We start from the raw sequence: 16,575 nt of genomic DNA, 5'->3' as shown, positions 1-16,575 counted from the left end.
TAATTTGCAGCTAAAAAGAACCTTAATTATGATTATTCTATTAAAAGTGTATAGAACCTAGAGGTCTCTAACTAGATATAATTAATGTCATGTCTTGCAAAGGTAAATGTTGTTTTACTATGACAGCTTATAAATTAGAAGTACTGGTTATTATAGTAATTTTTTAACAAATATTTTTAATAAATTTATTGATTTTTTATTAAAAATATGATAGGAGTGTAGCTCAATTGGTAGAGCACCGGTCTCCAAAACCGGAGGTTGCGGGTTCGATGCCTGTCGCTCCTGCCATTATAGGTTTAGAGTTTTTTTGCTATAAAATATAGACTTTTTATAAAATTCGCTTATAGAGAGGAATTTGAAAGGGATACTTCACCTCGAATCGCAGCGTACATACTAGTACGTGAGAATTCCAGTGCTGGGATCATCGTCTCAATTACCTCTAGAAGTAGAATGTTGTAAGAAGTCTAATAAATTACCTAACAAAAATATGTTTAAAGAATATAAAATTTATAAGTTTTTTGAACAAGTTAAACAAGAAACTTATAAGGTAGTTTGGCCAACTAGAAAAGAGCTTGTTGCTTCAACATTAGTAGTGGTAGTAGCAGTTTTTATTTTTAGCCTAATTTGTTTGGTGCTTGATTATAGTATACATAACATAATGCAGCTTTTGCTTAATATCGGCAAATAGTATAAGGAATAAATTGTGACAGAACAGAGTATAGATAATATATTGCCTTCTTCTGAAAAAAATGTAAAGCAGTGGTATGTGGTACATACGGCATCGGGAGCAGAGAAACGCATTAAAGAAGATATGCTTAGAAAAATCGCTAAACAGAAAATGACGGATTTTTTTGAAGATATATTAATACCTGTTTTTGGAGTTTCTGAAGTTAAACGCGGTAAAAATATCGAGGTAGAAAAAAAACTAATGCCGAGTTATATCTTGATAAAGATGAATATGACTGATAAATCTTGGCATTTAGTGAAAAATATACCTGGAGTAACCGGCTTTTTAGGAAGCAAAACCACGCCAAAAGCTCTTACAGAAAGCGAAATACAAAATATTTTTAATAATTTGGAAGCAGAAGCTAAAGAAGCAAAGAATTCTAAATTGTATGAAGTCGGTGAAATAGTGACTGTTACAGATGGTCCTTTTGAAACTTTCATAGGTACAGTAGAAGAAATAGATCAAGAAAAAAATAGGTTAAAAGTTTCAGTGTCAATATTTGGTAAAGCAACTCCAATAGAACTAAATTTTAATCAAGTAAAGAAAAATGATTAAAAGTCGATAGTATTTTAAAAATACTACTAAATAAAATGAAGAGTAAGAAAAATAAATAAATTTTTAATAAAAGTGAAAACCGCTTTTCACTTTTATTACTCATTATTTAAAACTTCTTTAAAAAAAGAAGTATATGTCTAGTTAGGACTAAAGTACAATATATAAATTGCCTCTACGTAAGAGTGTTATAAAGTAATATTAATTTAAGAGAAAAATAAGGATATTTATAGAATGTCTCAGAAAGCAATAAAAGGTTATATTAACTTGATAATTCCGGCTGCCGGCGCCGCTCCTGCTCCTCCTATAGGACCGGCCCTAGGGCAAAGAAAAGTTAATATTGTAGCATTTTGTAAAGATTTTAATGATGCTACGCAAGGTATGGAAAAAGGAATACCTCTGCCAACCGTAATTACCGTTTATGAAGATAGTAGTTTTTCTTTTAAAATAAAAACTCCTCCTGCTTCTTACTTTTTAAAGAAGTATGCTAAAATTACTAAAGGTTCTAGTGCTACTAAAAAAGAAGCCATAGTAGGCAAAGTTACTATGGATGATTGTCGTGAAATTGCAAAGTTAAAAATGCCTGATTTAAATACAAAAAATATTGAAGCAGCAACAAAAATTATTTGTGGTAGTGCTACATCTATGGGACTTGAAGTGGTAGGGAATTAATTATTATGTCAAATAAGAAAGATGTTGCCGTAAAAATTAGCGGCGGTAAAAAAATAAGAGAAGCTAGAGAAAAAGTAAAATCAGATACTTTATATAATTTAATAAATGCAGTTGAACGATTAAAATCAGCATCATATGTTAAATTTGATCCAACCTTAGAAATAGTTATGAAGCTTGGAATTGATCCTAGACATTCCGATCAAATGGTACGCGGCGTAGTTAATTTACCTGCCGGTACAGGCAAAACCGTAAGAGTTGCCGTCATTTGTAAAGAAGAAAGAGAAGAGGAAGCTAAAAGTGCGAGAGCAGATTTAGTAGGTTCAACAAATATCATTGATGAAATTAAAGCAGGGAAAATTAATTTCGATGTATGTATAGCTACTCCCGATATGATGGCAGCTATAGGTTCAGTTGCAAGAATTTTAGGACCAAGAGGTTTAATGCCTAACCCTAAACTTGGTACCGTAACTTTAGATATTAAAAATGCTATTAAAAATGCTAAAAGCGGTCAGGTAGAATATAGAGCAGAGAAAGCAGGTATAATTCATGCAGGGCTTGGAAAATTATCTTTCTCAGACCAAGATTTATTAAAAAATTTAAATGCGTTTATTAAAGCAGTAATTAAAGCGAAACCTGCCGGATTAAAAGGAAGTTATTTAAAAGCAGTGTATTTATCTTCTACTATGGGAGCATCGGTACAAATAGATTTAACTAGTATAGCATAATTTTTATAGTCGTTTAACGGTAAGTAATAATAAAAAAGTTTTGTTATTTTAAGCATTTGTATCAGTTTAAATATATTAAACTGTGTTATAAAAGGAGAATTAAAAGGTGTTAAGATCAGAAAAACCGGTAGCAGTAGAGGATATTATAAATATTTATAAAGAATCGCCATCTGTAATTATTACTCATTATCACGGGTTAACCGTTAGTCAAGTGAGTTCGCTTAGAGAATCACTGAAATCTAAAGAAGCAGGTTTTAAAGTAGTTAAAAATACTTTAGCAAAAATAGCTGCAAATCAAGCAGGGCTTAGTATTGCTAATTTATTTGTGGGTCCTACTGCTATTGTTTATTCTAAAGAACCGGTTGAGATGGCAAAATTAGTAGTTAATTTTGCTAAGGCTAATGATAATCTTAAGATTATTGGTGGAATAGTCGATAATCACGTATTAGATGAACATGCAATAAAAGAACTTTCTAAGCTACCTTCGCTTAATGAGCTTAGAGGTAAAATTGTTGGGTTATTACAAGCACTGGCTACTAAGGTTGTAGGTGTTTTACAAGCCCCGTCTTCGAGTATGGCAAGAGTAATACAAGCGCATGCTAGTAAAAATTAACTTAAAGGTTACTGCACCAGGTATTTTAATTGATAATTAAAGAGCTTTTATAGTGAAAATTAATAAGATTTTTATCGAAATAATTGTTCCTATTTTAAAAAAATCTTATAATTTGCAGCAAAAAAGAATTTAATTAACTTTAAAATACCTGGTGCAGTAACCTCTCAATATAAAAAAAAGTAAAAAGGAAAAAATTATGGCAGATTTAGCTAAAATTGAAGAACAATTATCATCATTAACATTAATGCAAGCAGCTGAGCTTGTGAAAATGCTAGAAGGAAAATGGGGTGTATCTGCAGCAGCACCTGTAGCTGTAGCAGCTGCCGGCACTGCAGCTCCTGCGGCTGAAGCAGCTGCTGAAAAAACTGAGTTTGAAGTAGTTTTAACAGCTGCCGGTGACAAGAAAGTTGAAGTAATTAAAGTTGTAAAAGATATCACAGGTCTTGGTTTAATTGAAGCTAAGAAATTAGTTGATGAAGCTCCAAAGCCGATTAAAAGCAATGTGAAAAAAGCGGAAGCAGAAGAAATCAAAGGTAAGTTAGAAGCTGCTGGAGCAAAAGTTGAATTAAAATAATTATTTCTACACTAGGTTCTATAAAGAAAAGTTAAATTATTCGTATTTTTAGATATTTTTAAGTAAAAAGTAATAAGATTCTTGCTGGAACAGTTATTTTTATTCCAAAAAAAATCTTATAATTTTCAATCAAAAACAACTAAATATAGATTAATTTTCCTTTACAGGACCTAATGTTTTTTGCATTACAGGTGAAATATTTTATAGCTTTAAATTAACTTCTTAAAATCTAAAAAGCCTTATTTTAGTAATTAAATTTGAATAAGGCTTTTTTGTTTAAAAATTATTTAATTAGCTTTAAAATTATTTTGTTAACAGTGCCATAGTAAATTAACTTGAATTAGGGATGATTTATAGAAAATATTTTATTTTTTTAAGGGAATAGCGAATACCTCTAATACTAATCCATTTACGATATGAAATATGTTCTTAAAAAATTAAAAGATGATGTAGAAATTATCCCTAATTCAAGTTAATTTACTATAACATACCATACGTCTAGAAATTTAAATTATTGAAATTTTCTAGGTTCTGTGAACATTTATAATTGATTTTTAGTGAAAATTAATAAGATTTTTGAAGAAATGCTCTTATTTTAAAAAAATCTTATAATTTTTTGCAACAAACAAATAACCAAAATCAAATCTTTTTAGAAATGTTCGCAGAGCCTACACAAGATCTAAATAAGAAACTTACTAGGTTTCTTTAATTTAAGTTCTATGTAAAAAAATTTAAAACAGTATATTTTAGTTTTTTACTGCAAATTATAAGCATTTTATCGAAATAGGTATCTATTCCAATAAAAACTTTATTGTTTAAAATATAAATAATTTAAATTTTATATACAGAACCTAATCACTTCAATACGGGCAGTCATTTTATCAGTCAGGAGATTATATGGTTTCATTAAGGGATAATATAGAAGCACAACCCTTGTCACATAATAGAAGAATAAGAAAAAATTTCGGTCACATAAATTTAGTAGCAGATATACCGAATTTGATTGCAATTCAAAAAAATTCATATGAAAAAAACTTTCTACAGTTAAATATTAAAGATTCTGAAAGAAAAAATAAAGGTTTACAATCTATATTAAACTCAATTTTTCCTATTTCAGATTCCTCCAATATTGCTAATTTAGAATTTGTAAAATATGAATTCGATACTCCAAAATATGATGTAGAAGAGTGCAGTCAAAGAAGTTTAAGTTATGCTGCTCCTCTTAAAGTTACTTTAAGATTAAGTATTTGGGATATAGATGAGGATACCGGTACTAGAGAAATTAAAGGAATTAAAGAGCAAGAAGTATATATGGGTGATATCCCATTAATGACTAAAAATGGTACTTTTATTATCAACGGTACGGAAAGAGTAGTTGTATCACAAATGCATCGCTCACCTGGCGTATTCTTTTATCATGATGAAGGAAAAATTCACTCTTCCGGCAAGCTTTTATATTCTGCTCGTGTTATTCCATATAGAGGGTCTTGGCTTGATTTAGAATTCGACGCTAAGGATGTTATTTATTTCAGGATTGATAGAAAAAGAAAGCTTTATGCTACTACTTTGCTTAGAGCTATAGGTATGAGTACTGAAGAAATTATAAAATTTTATTATAATTCAGTAACTTATAAGCTTGTTAAAAATAAAGGTTGGGCGGTTAAATTTATACCTCAGCATATTACTGCTCATCGTTTAACAAGTGATTTAGTAGATGCAGATACCGGAAATGTGTTACTGAAAGCAGGACAAAAAATTACCCCGCGTTTGGCTAAAAAATATTTTGGAGAAGGGCTTAATAATATTTTAGTAGCTCATGAAACTTTAATCGGCAAATATCTATCTGAAGATTTAAGAGATCCTGCAAGCGATGAAGTATTGGCAAAAATCGGTGAAATGATTACTGCTGATATGCTAAATGTTATTAATGATCTTAAAATTAAAAATGTTAACATATTAGTAATCAGTCCTCAATCCGGTCCATATATAAGAAATACCTTATTTGCCGATAAAAATCAGGACCGTGAGGCAGCATTATGTGACATTTTCAGAGTTCTAAGACCAGGCGAACCTGCTAATATTGAAGCAGCCGAAAGCTTATTTTATAATTTATTCTTTGATGTGGAAAGATATGATCTTTCAGAAGTCGGGCGAATAAAAATGAATTCTAGGTTAGAACTGAATATTTCTGAAGAAGTTACGGTTTTAACAATTGATGATATTAAAAATATCGTAAGAGTTTTAGTAGAGCTTAAAGACAGTAAAGGTATCATAGACGATATTGATCATTTAGGTAATAGAAGGGTTAGATCGGTAGGTGAATTGATAGAAAATCAATTTAGAATAGGTTTAGTCCGAATGGAAAAATCTGTAATTGAAAGGATGTCGGCAGGTGATGTTGATACCGTAATGCCTCATGATTTAGTAAATTCTAAAATTTTAGTTTCGGTAGTAAAAGAATTTTTTAGTACCTCCCAATTATCCCAATTTATGGATCAAACAAATCCATTATCGGAAATAACTCATAAAAGAAGGCTGTCGGCACTCGGTCCTGGAGGTCTTAGCCGAGATCGAGCAGGTTTTGAGGTGCGTGACGTACATCCAACTCATTACGGTCGTATTTGTCCTATTGAAACACCTGAAGGTCAGAATATCGGGTTAATTAACTCTATGGCTACTTATGCCAGGATAAATAAACACGGTTTTATAGAGAGTCCGTATAGAAGAGTTAAAGATGGGCGTGTAACCGATGAAGTGGTATATCTTTCTGCTATTGAAGAAGGTAAATACAAAATCGGACAAGCAAATTCTAAAGTTGATAAAGACGGAAAGTTGCAAGGAGAGTTTATTAATTGCCGTGTTGAGGGTGGAAATTTTGTAATGGTAGAACCTCATGAGGTGGATTTCATTGATGTAACGCCTATGCAGGTAGTGTCGGTTGCGGCTTCTCTTATACCTTTCTTAGAAAACGATGATGCTAACCGTGCTTTGATGGGTTCAAACATGCAAAGACAAGCCGTTCCTTTAATTAAAACGGATGCACCTTTTGTAGGTACCGGAGTTGAAGGGGTGGTAGCTAAAGATTCCGGAGCGTCAGTGCTTGCATTACATGACGGTATTGTTGAGCAGGTAGATTCAAATAGAATCGTGATTAGAACTCTAGAACAAAAAGTTGACGGTTCTCCTTCGGTTGATATTTATAACTTACTAAAATTCCAAAAATCCAATCATAATACTTGTATAAATCAAAAGCCTTTAGTTAAGGTTGGTCATTATGTTAAGAAAAACGATATTATAGCTGACGGTCCTAGTACGGATAACGGTGAAATTGCTTTAGGTAGAAACGTGCTTGTGGCTTTCTTACCTTGGAACGGTTATAATTTTGAAGATTCAATTTTAATATCCGAACGTATAGTAAAAGAGGATGTATTTACATCTATTCATATTGAAGAGTTTGAAGTAATAGCTAGAGATACACGCCTTGGTCCTGAAGAAATTACCCGGGATATACCGAATGTAAGTGAAGAAGCGTTGCATCATCTTGATGAGGTCGGAATAATTTATGTAGGTGCGGAAGTAAAAGCCGGTGATATTTTAGTCGGAAAAGTAACGCCGAAAAGCGAGTCGCCTATTACTCCGGAAGAAAAATTATTGCGTGCTATTTTCGGAGAAAAAGCTTTTGATGTGAAAGATTCATCGCTGCATGTACCTTCCGGAGTTAGTGGAACTGTAGTAGAAGTAAGGGTATTTTCTCGTAGAGGTGTAGAAAAAGACCAGCGAGCTATTGCTATTGCAAAACAACAAATTGAAAAATTAGCAAAAGATAGAGACGATGAATTAGAAATTATTGAGCATTTTGTGTTTAGTTGGCTTGAAAAGCTTTTAGTAGGGCAGGTGATTATTAACGGTCCTAAGCAAGTAAAAGCAGGACAAACTATTACTACTGAAATGCTAAAAGGTTTATCTAAAGGGCAGTTTTGGCAGTTTACCGTGGAAGATGCAAATATAATGAATGAAATAGAGCAGATAAAGACTCATTATGATGAGAAAAAAGAGGCTCTTGATAAAAGATTTGCTACTAAGGTAGAGAAATTGCAAAGCGGTGATGATTTACCTCAGGGAGCTTTAAAAGTAGTAAAAGTATTTATTGCAACTAAGCATAAATTACAGCCCGGTGATAAGATGGCAGGAAGACACGGCAATAAAGGTGTTATTTCACGTATCGTACCTGAAGAGGATATGCCGTTTTTAGAAGATGGAACTGTGGTAGATATCGTTCTTAACCCTCTAGGTCTTCCGTCCCGTATGAATATAGGACAGATTTTAGAAACGCATCTTGGGTGGGCATCAATAAATTTAGCAAAAAAAATATCTACCTTAGTAAAGGAATATAAAAATAAACATATAGGTATTGAGCAGATTAAGAAATTCTTAATTGAACTGTATGGAGAAAATATTAATTCTATACTTGAAAGACCAGCAGAAGAGATTATCTCTTTTTGTAAGGAAGTAAGTAAAGGCGTACATTTTGCAACGCCTGTATTTGACGGAGCAAAAGTTCAGGACGTTAAAGATATGCTAAAGCTTGCCGGTCAAGATCCTTCAGGACAAGTAAAATTAATTGACGGTAGAACTGGTGAATATTTTGATCGTCTAGTAACCGTCGGACAGAAATATTTGCTGAAATTGCATCATTTAGTCGATAATAAAATTCACTCCCGTTCTATAGGGCCTTATAGCTTAGTAACGCAGCAACCGCTTGGAGGTAAGTCTCATTTCGGCGGACAGCGTTTCGGGGAAATGGAATGCTGGGCATTACAAGCTTACGGTGCAGCTTATACGTTACAGGAAATGTTAACGGTTAAGTCGGATGACGTAAACGGTAGGATCAAAACTTATGATTCTATAGTACGCGGTGAAAATAATTTTGAATCAGGCATTCCTGAATCATTTAATGTTATGATAAAAGAATTTAGATCTTTATGTCTTAACGTAAAGCTTGAAGTGACTTCGAGTTAAATGTGTTATGCCGTGGTAAAGCCACGGGGTGACATTTTAGAGTACGAGTAATTTTTAAGGAAAAGTATTTATGAGCGTAGTAAATTTTTACGGACAATTAAGTAATACTCAACAATTTGATCAGATAAGGATTAATATAGCAAGTCCCGATCAAGTACGTTCGTGGTCTTTCGGTGAAGTAACAAAACCTGAAACAATTAACTATCGAACTTTTAAACCTGAGAAAGACGGTTTATTTTGTGCAAGAATTTTTGGTCCGGTAAAAGATTACGAATGTCTCTGCGGTAAATATAAGCGAATGAAAAACCGTGGAATTACGTGTGAGAAATGCGGTGTTGAAGTTACGGTTTCTAGAGTAAGGCGTGAAAGAATGGGGCATATAGAGCTTGCAGCTCCCGTTGCTCATATTTGGTTTTTAAAGTCACTGCCTTCAAGAATTAGTACGCTTCTTGATATGACAATGCGAGATGTAGAAAAGATTCTTTATTTTGAAAATTATGTAGTAGTTGACCCAGGGTTATCGATTTTACAAAAAGGCGAACTCTTAACAGAGGAAGAATTACAGAAAGCAAAAGATAAGTACGGTGAAGATGCATTTACTGCCTCTATAGGTGCAGAAGTAATACAACAAATGCTTAAAGAGCTTGATTTTTCAAAATTAAAGCAAGAATTATATGAGGAATTACAAACCACTTCTTCAGAAGTCAAAAAGAAAAAATTAGTAAAGCGTTTAAAATTAGTAGAGGATTTTTTAGAGTCGGAAAACAAACCGGAATGGATGATTATAGATGTTTTGCCAGTTATTCCTCCTGAAATTAGACCGCTTGTTATGCTTGACGGCGGAAGATTTGCTACTTCGGACTTAAATGAACTTTATAGAAGAGTAATTAATAGAAATAATCGTTTAAAGAAATTAATAGAGTCAAAAGCTCCTGATATAATAGTCAGAAACGAAAAAAGAATGTTACAAGAAGCGGTGGATGCGTTATTTGATAACGGTCGTCGTGGTAGAGCAGCGAAAAATGCTAATAAGCGTCCATTTAAGTCATTAAGTGATATGCTTAAAGGTAAACAGGGGCGTTTCCGTCAGAACTTGCTAGGTAAGAGGGTTGATTACTCAGGACGTTCGGTTATCGTGGTAGGACCTGAGCTTAAACTTCACCAGTGTGGCTTACCTAAAAAAATGGCTCTGGAGCTATTTAAGCCGTTTATTTATTCTAAGCTTGAGTTGTACGGCATCGCTACAACTATTAAAGCCGCTAAAAGAATGGTAGAAGCTGAAAAACCTGAAGTTTGGGACGTGCTTGAAGAGGTAATTAGAGAGCATCCGGTTCTACTGAATAGAGCTCCGACGTTACATAGGCTTGGTATTCAAGCATTTGAACCGCTATTAATCGAAGGTAAAGCGATCCAGCTTCATCCGCTTGTTTGTGCTGCGTTCAATGCGGATTTTGACGGTGATCAGATGGCGGTACATATCCCGTTATCGATTGAAGCACAGCTTGAAGCTAGGGTATTTATGATGTCTACAAATAATATCTTAAGCCCTGCAAACGGTCGTCCTATTATTGTACCGGATAAAGATATAGTGCTTGGTTTATATTATCTAACCCTTGCATTTGATAATGAAGTAGGCGAAGGGATGATGTTCTCAGATTTAGCTGAGATGGAACATGCTTTATATAATAAATTTATAACTATTCATACAAAGATAAAATATCGCAGAAATCAGTTAAATGCCGAAGGTAAAATGGTCCCTGTTATCATTGATACTACTTACGGTAGGTTAATGGTCGGTGAGTTATTGCCTTCTAATCCTAATATAGAATTCAAGTTTATTAATAAACAACTAACTAAAAAAGACATATCATTAGTTATAGATTTAGTTTATCGTCACTGCGGTCAAAAAGCTACGATAATTTTTGCCGATCAGCTAATGAAACTAGGTTTTAAATATGCTTGTTCTTCAGGTATTTCTTTTGGAATGGACGATATGGTAGTACCGGAATCTAAGAGTACTCATATCAATGAAACTCAGCTTGAAATAAAAGAATTTGAACAACAATATTCAAATGGTTTAATTACTTACGGAGAAAAATATAATAAAGTAGTTGATGCTTGGTCAAGATGTACCGATAGAGTAGCAAACGACATGATGAAAGAGATTGCTATGCCGCCGATTAATGATGATCCAAATCATCAGAAAATAAATGCTATATATATGATGGCTATTTCCGGAGCAAGAGGTTCTTTCCAGCAAATTAAACAGCTAGGCGGTATGCGAGGTTTAATGACCAAATCAAACGGTCAAATTATACAAACTCCTATTATCTCTAACTTTAAGGAAGGATTAACTGAATTTGAGTGTTTTAATTCTGCTAACGGAATGCGTAAAGGGCAAATAGATACGGCTTTAAAAACGGCAAGCTCAGGTTACTTAACAAGAAAATTAGTAGATGTTGCACAAGATTGTATTATTACTGAAAAAGATTGTGGAACTGATAAAGGAATTGAAGTTAAGAGTGTTATTGAAGGCGGAGAAGTTATAGTACCTTTAGCTGAAAAGATTTTAGGTCGTACTGCTGCTATCGATATATTTCATCCGGTAACTAATGATCTAATTCTCAATAAAGGCGAGCTTATTAATGAAGCAAAGTTAGAGCAGATTGAGTCGGCGGGACTCGACAGAATTATGATAAAATCCGTATTAACCTGTGAAAGTACTACCGGTATATGTAGCATATGTTACGGTAGGGATCTTGCTACCGGTACATTAGTATCGGAGGGTGAAGCAATTGGGGTTATTGCTGCTCAATCTATCGGTGAACCGGGTACACAGCTTACAATGAGAACTTTCCATATCGGAGGAGCGGCAACAAAAGGTGCTGAGGTTTCTTCCGTAGAAGCTTCCTATGACGCAAAAGTGAAAATTATAAGCCGTAACGTTATTATTAATTCCGAAGAACGTAAAATTGTTATGAGCCGAAATTGTGAATTATTATTGCTTGATAATAACGGTAATGAAAAGGCTCGTCATAAAATTCCATACGGTACTAGATTACTTGTTGATGATGGTGATATGGTTATTAAAACTCAAAAACTAGCAGAGTGGGATCCTTATACTATACCGATTATCACGGAGAAGTCAGGTAAAGTTTTATTCAAAGATATGGTTGAGGGTGTTTCTATTCGTGACGTAACTGACGAAGCTACCGGAATACCGAGTAAAGTTATTATTGAATCAAAGCAATATTCACGCGGTGCAGAATTACGTCCGCGTATACAGCTTTTAGATGCTAAAGGTGAAGTTATAACCTTATCGAACGGTTTAGAAGCTAGATATTACTTGCCGGTTGGAGCAGTTTTAAGCGTAGAAGACGGAATACAAATATCGGTAGGTGATATCATTGCACGTATACCGAAAGAATCAACCACTACTAAAGATATTACCGGTGGTTTACCGAGAGTTGCCGAACTTGTAGAAGCAAGACGTCCTAAAGATCACGCAGTTATTGCCGAGGTTGACGGTAGAGTAGAATTCGGTAAAGACCATAAATCTAAAAGACGTATTATTATACATCCGATTGATGAAACAATGTCTATTGAGTATATGGTGCCGAAAGGTAAGCATGTTGTAGTTAACGAAGGTGACTTTGTTAAAAAAGGTGATTTATTGATTGACGGTAATCCGGTACTCCAAGATATTTTAAAAGTAATGGGTGTAGAGGTTCTTGCAAATTATATTGTTAAGGAGGTTCAAGCCGTTTATCGTCTACAAGGTGTAAAGATTGATGATAAGCACATAGAAGTTATTATCCGTCAGATGTTACAAAAAGTAGAGGTCATGGATTCAGGTGGAACCACGTTATTAGCAGGTGAAAAAATAGATAGACATGAATTCAATGAGATAAATGAGAAGGCTATTAAAAATGGTTTAAAACCTGCTGAAGCACAGTTAATATTACAAGGTATTACTAAAGCTTCTCTGCAAACTAGATCGTTTATCTCTGCGGCATCATTCCAAGAGACTACTAGAGTTTTAACTGAAGCAGCTATTGCCGGTAAAGTAGATAAGTTACGAGGACTAAAAGAAAACGTGATAGTTGGACGATTAGTACCTGCCGGAACCGGTTACTTTATGGATAAAATGCGTAAAGCAGCTGTAAAGCTTGATGAAGAAAATGTATAATAAAAATGAATTTTAGAATAATTATTTCTATAATTCCATATAGTATTGGTGAAGGAGTATATAGTTGTAATGTAGTTGTTAAAAGTAAGCGATTTAACGCTATGTGTTATTATAGTACAGAAAGACCTACTGTTCTAGAAGCTCATATATTCGGTTTTTATAAAGATTTATATAACCAAAAAATAAGTATATATTTGAAAAATTTTATACGTAAGCTGGTAAAAAATATCTCTTTTGAACAAGTGAAATTATTAATCAAGCAGGATATAAAGTCTTGTTATGAAGATTTTAATAATATAAGATATTAATATAATTTATTTGTATAAAAGAAAAAAGTCATCTTTCACTTTCTATATTCTGTATTTCTAATTTAATAGCGAATTATTGCATAATTCGCTATTAGGCATTTTAAAGTTAATAACAAGGGATAAGCATTGGCGAATGCGCGTAGTTTTGACCTAAATAATATACTGGTTGTTCAAAGATATACGTATCATTGTTATCATAATTATAATTACCATATAATTGTAATCTTGCTAAAGAATCTTCATATCGGAAGTTTTCAAGTATTTCTTGATTTTTAGATATCTGAATTTCTGCTAAACAATGTTCAACATAAGCTTTCAGGGCTTCTTCTTTATATTTCAGTCCTTGAGAGATATCGCCTAATTGTCCATAAACCAAACCAATATTATTAAGAGAGTCAGCAATATCAGGGTGATTACCTTGATGTAATTCTTGAAACATATTTAAGGCTTCTTCATAATATTTTAGTGCTTTTGTAGTATTACCTAATTTATCATATACTACTCCGGAATCAAGGTTACCTGTCCTTGTACCCATCATAACACCGTCAAGTACGCTAAAGCCCATGGAACTTGTTAGACTGAGACCGTTTTTAATAGCACATAGACTACTACCACTTCCTAAGTGAGCTATAATAGTCTTTGTAGGTAAATCTTCCTTTGTCATTTCTTTAAAATGGCTGCTAACATATTTATATGATAACCCATGAAAACCGTCACGAATTATCCCTTTATCATAATATTTTTTTGGTAAACCGCAAGCTTTTGTAATAGGCGGATTGGTAAAATGAAACGACGTATCAAAACATGCTATATGCGAGATTTCTTTATATTTTTGAAGAAATAAATCCAGTACCTGCAAATTATAAGGTTGATGCAAGGGACTTAGAGGTATTAATGCTCTTAAATCTTCACTAACTTTTTCGTTAACAATAACCGGTTTATTAAAATTTTTCCCGCCATGGACAATACGGTGACCGGTTGCAATTAAATTGAGATTCTCTTGTTTTTTCCACCAATCTTCAAAAAGATCAATCATTCCCTTAACAGCATCACTATTAATATCTGCAGTAGATTCACGATTTTTATTGATATGGAATACTATTTTATTGTCGTTTTTTTCTAAAAAAATATTATAAATTTTATCTTTAACTTTTTTATTCTGAATTTCAAAAATAGAAATTTTTAAACTAGATGAGCTGGCATTAGCTATTAAAATAACATTTTTCATTATTTACCTGCTTGGACATGTAGCTTCGCCTTAGTGTGATTATAAATAAATGAAGCAAGTATACAGGAAATAACACACATATCTATAGGATCGGCTCTACTTGTTAAAATAATAGGCACACGGGCTCCAAGAACGATACCTGCCATAACTGCTTGACCCAAATATTTCAGCTGCTTTGCAAGCATATTGCCTGATTCAAGATCGGGTACTACTAATATATCGGCATTTCCTGAAACTGAAGAGCTAATGCCCTTTGCTTCTGCAGCAAATAAAGATATAGCATTATCAAACGCAAGCGGTCCGTCAACTATAGCATTCGTGATTTGTCCTCGATCTGCCATGTTCGATAAAGCGGCAGCATCAAGGGTTGTAGGGATTGCAGAGGTTACCGTCTCAACTGCCGATAATACCGCAACTCTAACTTGTTTGTCTTCTTTGATCATATGCATTAAATCAATAGCATTCTGCACTATATCACGCTTATCTTCTAGAGTAGGACGAATATTAATAGCAGCATCGGTAATAATAAAAGGCTTTGGGAACGTCGCAACTGCCACTAAGAAAGCATGGCTTATACGGCGTTCGGTACGTAGTCCATTCTCCTTATGAACCACCGCAGACATAAGCTCATCAGTATGAAGCGACCCTTTCATAATAGCCGCAACTTCTCTTTTCTTTGCAAGTTCTACGGCTTTTTTTAGCTGCTTCGTGGCTATGCTCAACGTTAATTACTTGATAATCCTCAAGATCAACATTATTAACTTTTGCTACTGATTCAATTTTATGTTGCAGTCCTATAAGAATCGGTTTTATTACATCAAGTTGTGCCGCTCTAACCGCACCGAGTAATGATTCTTTATCGATCAGATGAACTACTGCAGTTTTAACAGGCTTAAAGCCGTCGGCTCTAAGCAATAGATCGATGAAATGCTTTGCTGCTTAATCAAAGTCAGGATCGTTGATTTCTTTTGGAGGAGTATAAGTAGTGCCTAATTTCTTAGCTAGAATTGCATCTAAAAAAGTCTCATTTATTATATGTTGTTTCTTCATAAACCCCTGAATAAATTAATCACTAACTTAATTGGATAATATATAAGTTGATTAATCAAGGAAAAACTAATTATTGTTTTTAGTGGGAATTTCTTAAGCGCTATTAACACAACAGTGTAAGTTTAAACCATTCTTGCAAGACGTTATTGCGTAGTTCTTAAAAAGACCTTATTATCATTCCCGCAAAAGCGGGAATCCAGTTACGAAAAAGTACAAACACACTAAATTTTTAAAATTAACAGCTCAAATAATTTCGCTTTTTTCTGGATTCCCGCCTACGCGGGAATGACATAGAAGCCATACAATAAAGCTGCGACTAAAATGAGCATGGCGATCCATATAATTACTAATTATGATAATCTAAATCAGTTATTGTTTTAGACAGCTCTTCTAGTTTTAGCTCACCTATAAGATATATATTGCCTACTCCATACAAAGTACAAATTGCATCATCAAGGTGATATTTAAATGACTTTATATCTTTTTTGTCTTGCTCTGTAATATCTTGAGAAGATTTATCAAAAATTTTTAATGTGTCCTCGTTTAAAGCTGTTAACCCCAAATGTTTTAATATGGTGTTTGCTTTTGTAAAATTATATCCTTTTATATATTCTATTGCTTCTCTTTCTGGGTGTTCACTTATACGAATTATAATTTCATTATTTCTTTTCATTTCATTCCTCTTAAATAAATAGCTTCGTTTTTACTATAAATAATCTTATAGATTATTTAAATAATTCCCAGTTTCATTCTTGTAGAGGCAAATCCTTTCTTCCTTCAGGAAAAAAATCATTAGTAGGGTTTAAGCTTAGTTCTTTAAAGACTTCTTCCCAACTTTTTTGTGGTTTAAAGCTTTTATCTGATAATAAATGTTTGAGTTCTTCAGAATCATTTTTAGTTTGATCGTTCATAAACATT

Annotated in this window: 12 protein-coding genes, 1 tRNA gene and 1 pseudogene; 10 read left to right on the top strand and 4 right to left on the bottom strand. The window is 33.3% G+C overall.

Going from position 1 to position 16,575, the window contains the following annotated elements; genetic code table 11:
- The first annotated feature begins 212 nt into the window (after positions 1-212).
- From AB1146_RS03660 to AB1146_RS03610, 10 genes are all read left to right on the top strand, one after another.
- Positions 213-288: transfer RNA gene (locus tag AB1146_RS03660), tRNA-Trp, on the top strand.
- A 199-nt stretch (positions 289-487) separates the two neighbouring features.
- The gene (gene secE, locus AB1146_RS03650; protein WP_004996644.1) at positions 488-688 is read left to right on the top strand and encodes a preprotein translocase subunit SecE; all 201 of its coding nucleotides are present in this window, start codon (positions 488-490) and stop codon (positions 686-688) included.
- Between the two features lie 15 nt (positions 689-703).
- On the top strand, positions 704-1,282 hold the full coding sequence (gene nusG / locus AB1146_RS03645; protein WP_010423929.1) for a transcription termination/antitermination protein NusG: 579 nt from the start codon (positions 704-706) through the stop codon (positions 1,280-1,282).
- Positions 1,283-1,513: 231 nt separating this feature from the next.
- Entirely contained in the window at positions 1,514-1,951 is a 438-nt protein-coding gene (gene rplK, locus AB1146_RS03640) for a 50S ribosomal protein L11 (protein WP_010423932.1), read from the top strand.
- 5 nt (positions 1,952-1,956) lie between these two features.
- Positions 1,957-2,676, top strand: coding sequence for a 50S ribosomal protein L1 (rplA, locus tag AB1146_RS03635; RefSeq protein ID WP_010423935.1), 720 nt, complete (start codon positions 1,957-1,959; stop codon positions 2,674-2,676).
- 106 nt (positions 2,677-2,782) lie between these two features.
- The gene (gene rplJ, locus AB1146_RS03630; protein WP_010423938.1) at positions 2,783-3,289 is read left to right on the top strand and encodes a 50S ribosomal protein L10; all 507 of its coding nucleotides are present in this window, start codon (positions 2,783-2,785) and stop codon (positions 3,287-3,289) included.
- 196 nt (positions 3,290-3,485) lie between these two features.
- Positions 3,486-3,863, top strand: coding sequence for a 50S ribosomal protein L7/L12 (gene rplL / locus AB1146_RS03625; RefSeq protein WP_010423940.1), 378 nt, complete (start codon positions 3,486-3,488; stop codon positions 3,861-3,863).
- Positions 3,864-4,760: 897 nt separating this feature from the next.
- Positions 4,761-8,882 (top strand): DNA-directed RNA polymerase subunit beta, encoded by a 4,122-nt coding sequence (rpoB, locus tag AB1146_RS03620; protein ID WP_010423943.1) that lies wholly within the window; start codon positions 4,761-4,763, stop codon positions 8,880-8,882.
- Positions 8,883-8,952: 70 nt separating this feature from the next.
- A complete protein-coding gene (gene rpoC, locus AB1146_RS03615; protein ID WP_010423945.1) occupies positions 8,953-13,071 on the top strand; it encodes a DNA-directed RNA polymerase subunit beta' in 4,119 nt (1,372 codons plus the stop codon).
- A gap of 5 nt (positions 13,072-13,076) precedes the next feature.
- A complete protein-coding gene (locus tag AB1146_RS03610; protein ID WP_010423947.1) occupies positions 13,077-13,379 on the top strand; it encodes a riboflavin kinase in 303 nt (100 codons plus the stop codon).
- Positions 13,380-13,485: 106 nt separating this feature from the next.
- Here AB1146_RS03610 and AB1146_RS03605 read toward each other — a convergent pair whose 3' ends face one another.
- The 4 genes and pseudogenes from AB1146_RS03605 to AB1146_RS03590 form a co-directional block, all read right to left on the bottom strand.
- Positions 13,486-14,607, bottom strand: a complete 1,122-nt coding sequence (locus AB1146_RS03605; protein ID WP_010423950.1) for a tetratricopeptide repeat protein — start codon at positions 14,605-14,607, stop codon at positions 13,486-13,488.
- Positions 14,607-15,657 (bottom strand): annotated as a pseudogene (locus tag AB1146_RS03600) (phosphate acetyltransferase). Before AB1146_RS03600 ends, AB1146_RS03605 begins: the two are co-directional and overlap by 1 nt.
- A gap of 346 nt (positions 15,658-16,003) precedes the next feature.
- Positions 16,004-16,330 carry a hypothetical protein gene (locus AB1146_RS03595; RefSeq protein WP_010423953.1) on the bottom strand — a complete coding sequence of 109 codons (327 nt, stop codon included), beginning with the start codon at positions 16,328-16,330 and terminating at the stop codon, positions 16,004-16,006.
- Between the two features lie 73 nt (positions 16,331-16,403).
- Positions 16,404-16,568 (bottom strand): hypothetical protein, encoded by a 165-nt coding sequence (locus AB1146_RS03590; protein ID WP_172616100.1) that lies wholly within the window; start codon positions 16,566-16,568, stop codon positions 16,404-16,406.
- Between the last annotated feature and the right edge of the window lie 7 nt (positions 16,569-16,575).

The organism is Rickettsia helvetica (genome assembly GCF_963970025.1).
GTDB lineage: Bacteria > Pseudomonadota > Alphaproteobacteria > Rickettsiales > Rickettsiaceae > Rickettsia > Rickettsia helvetica.
This window is presented reverse-complemented; position numbering and strand designations above follow the sequence as displayed.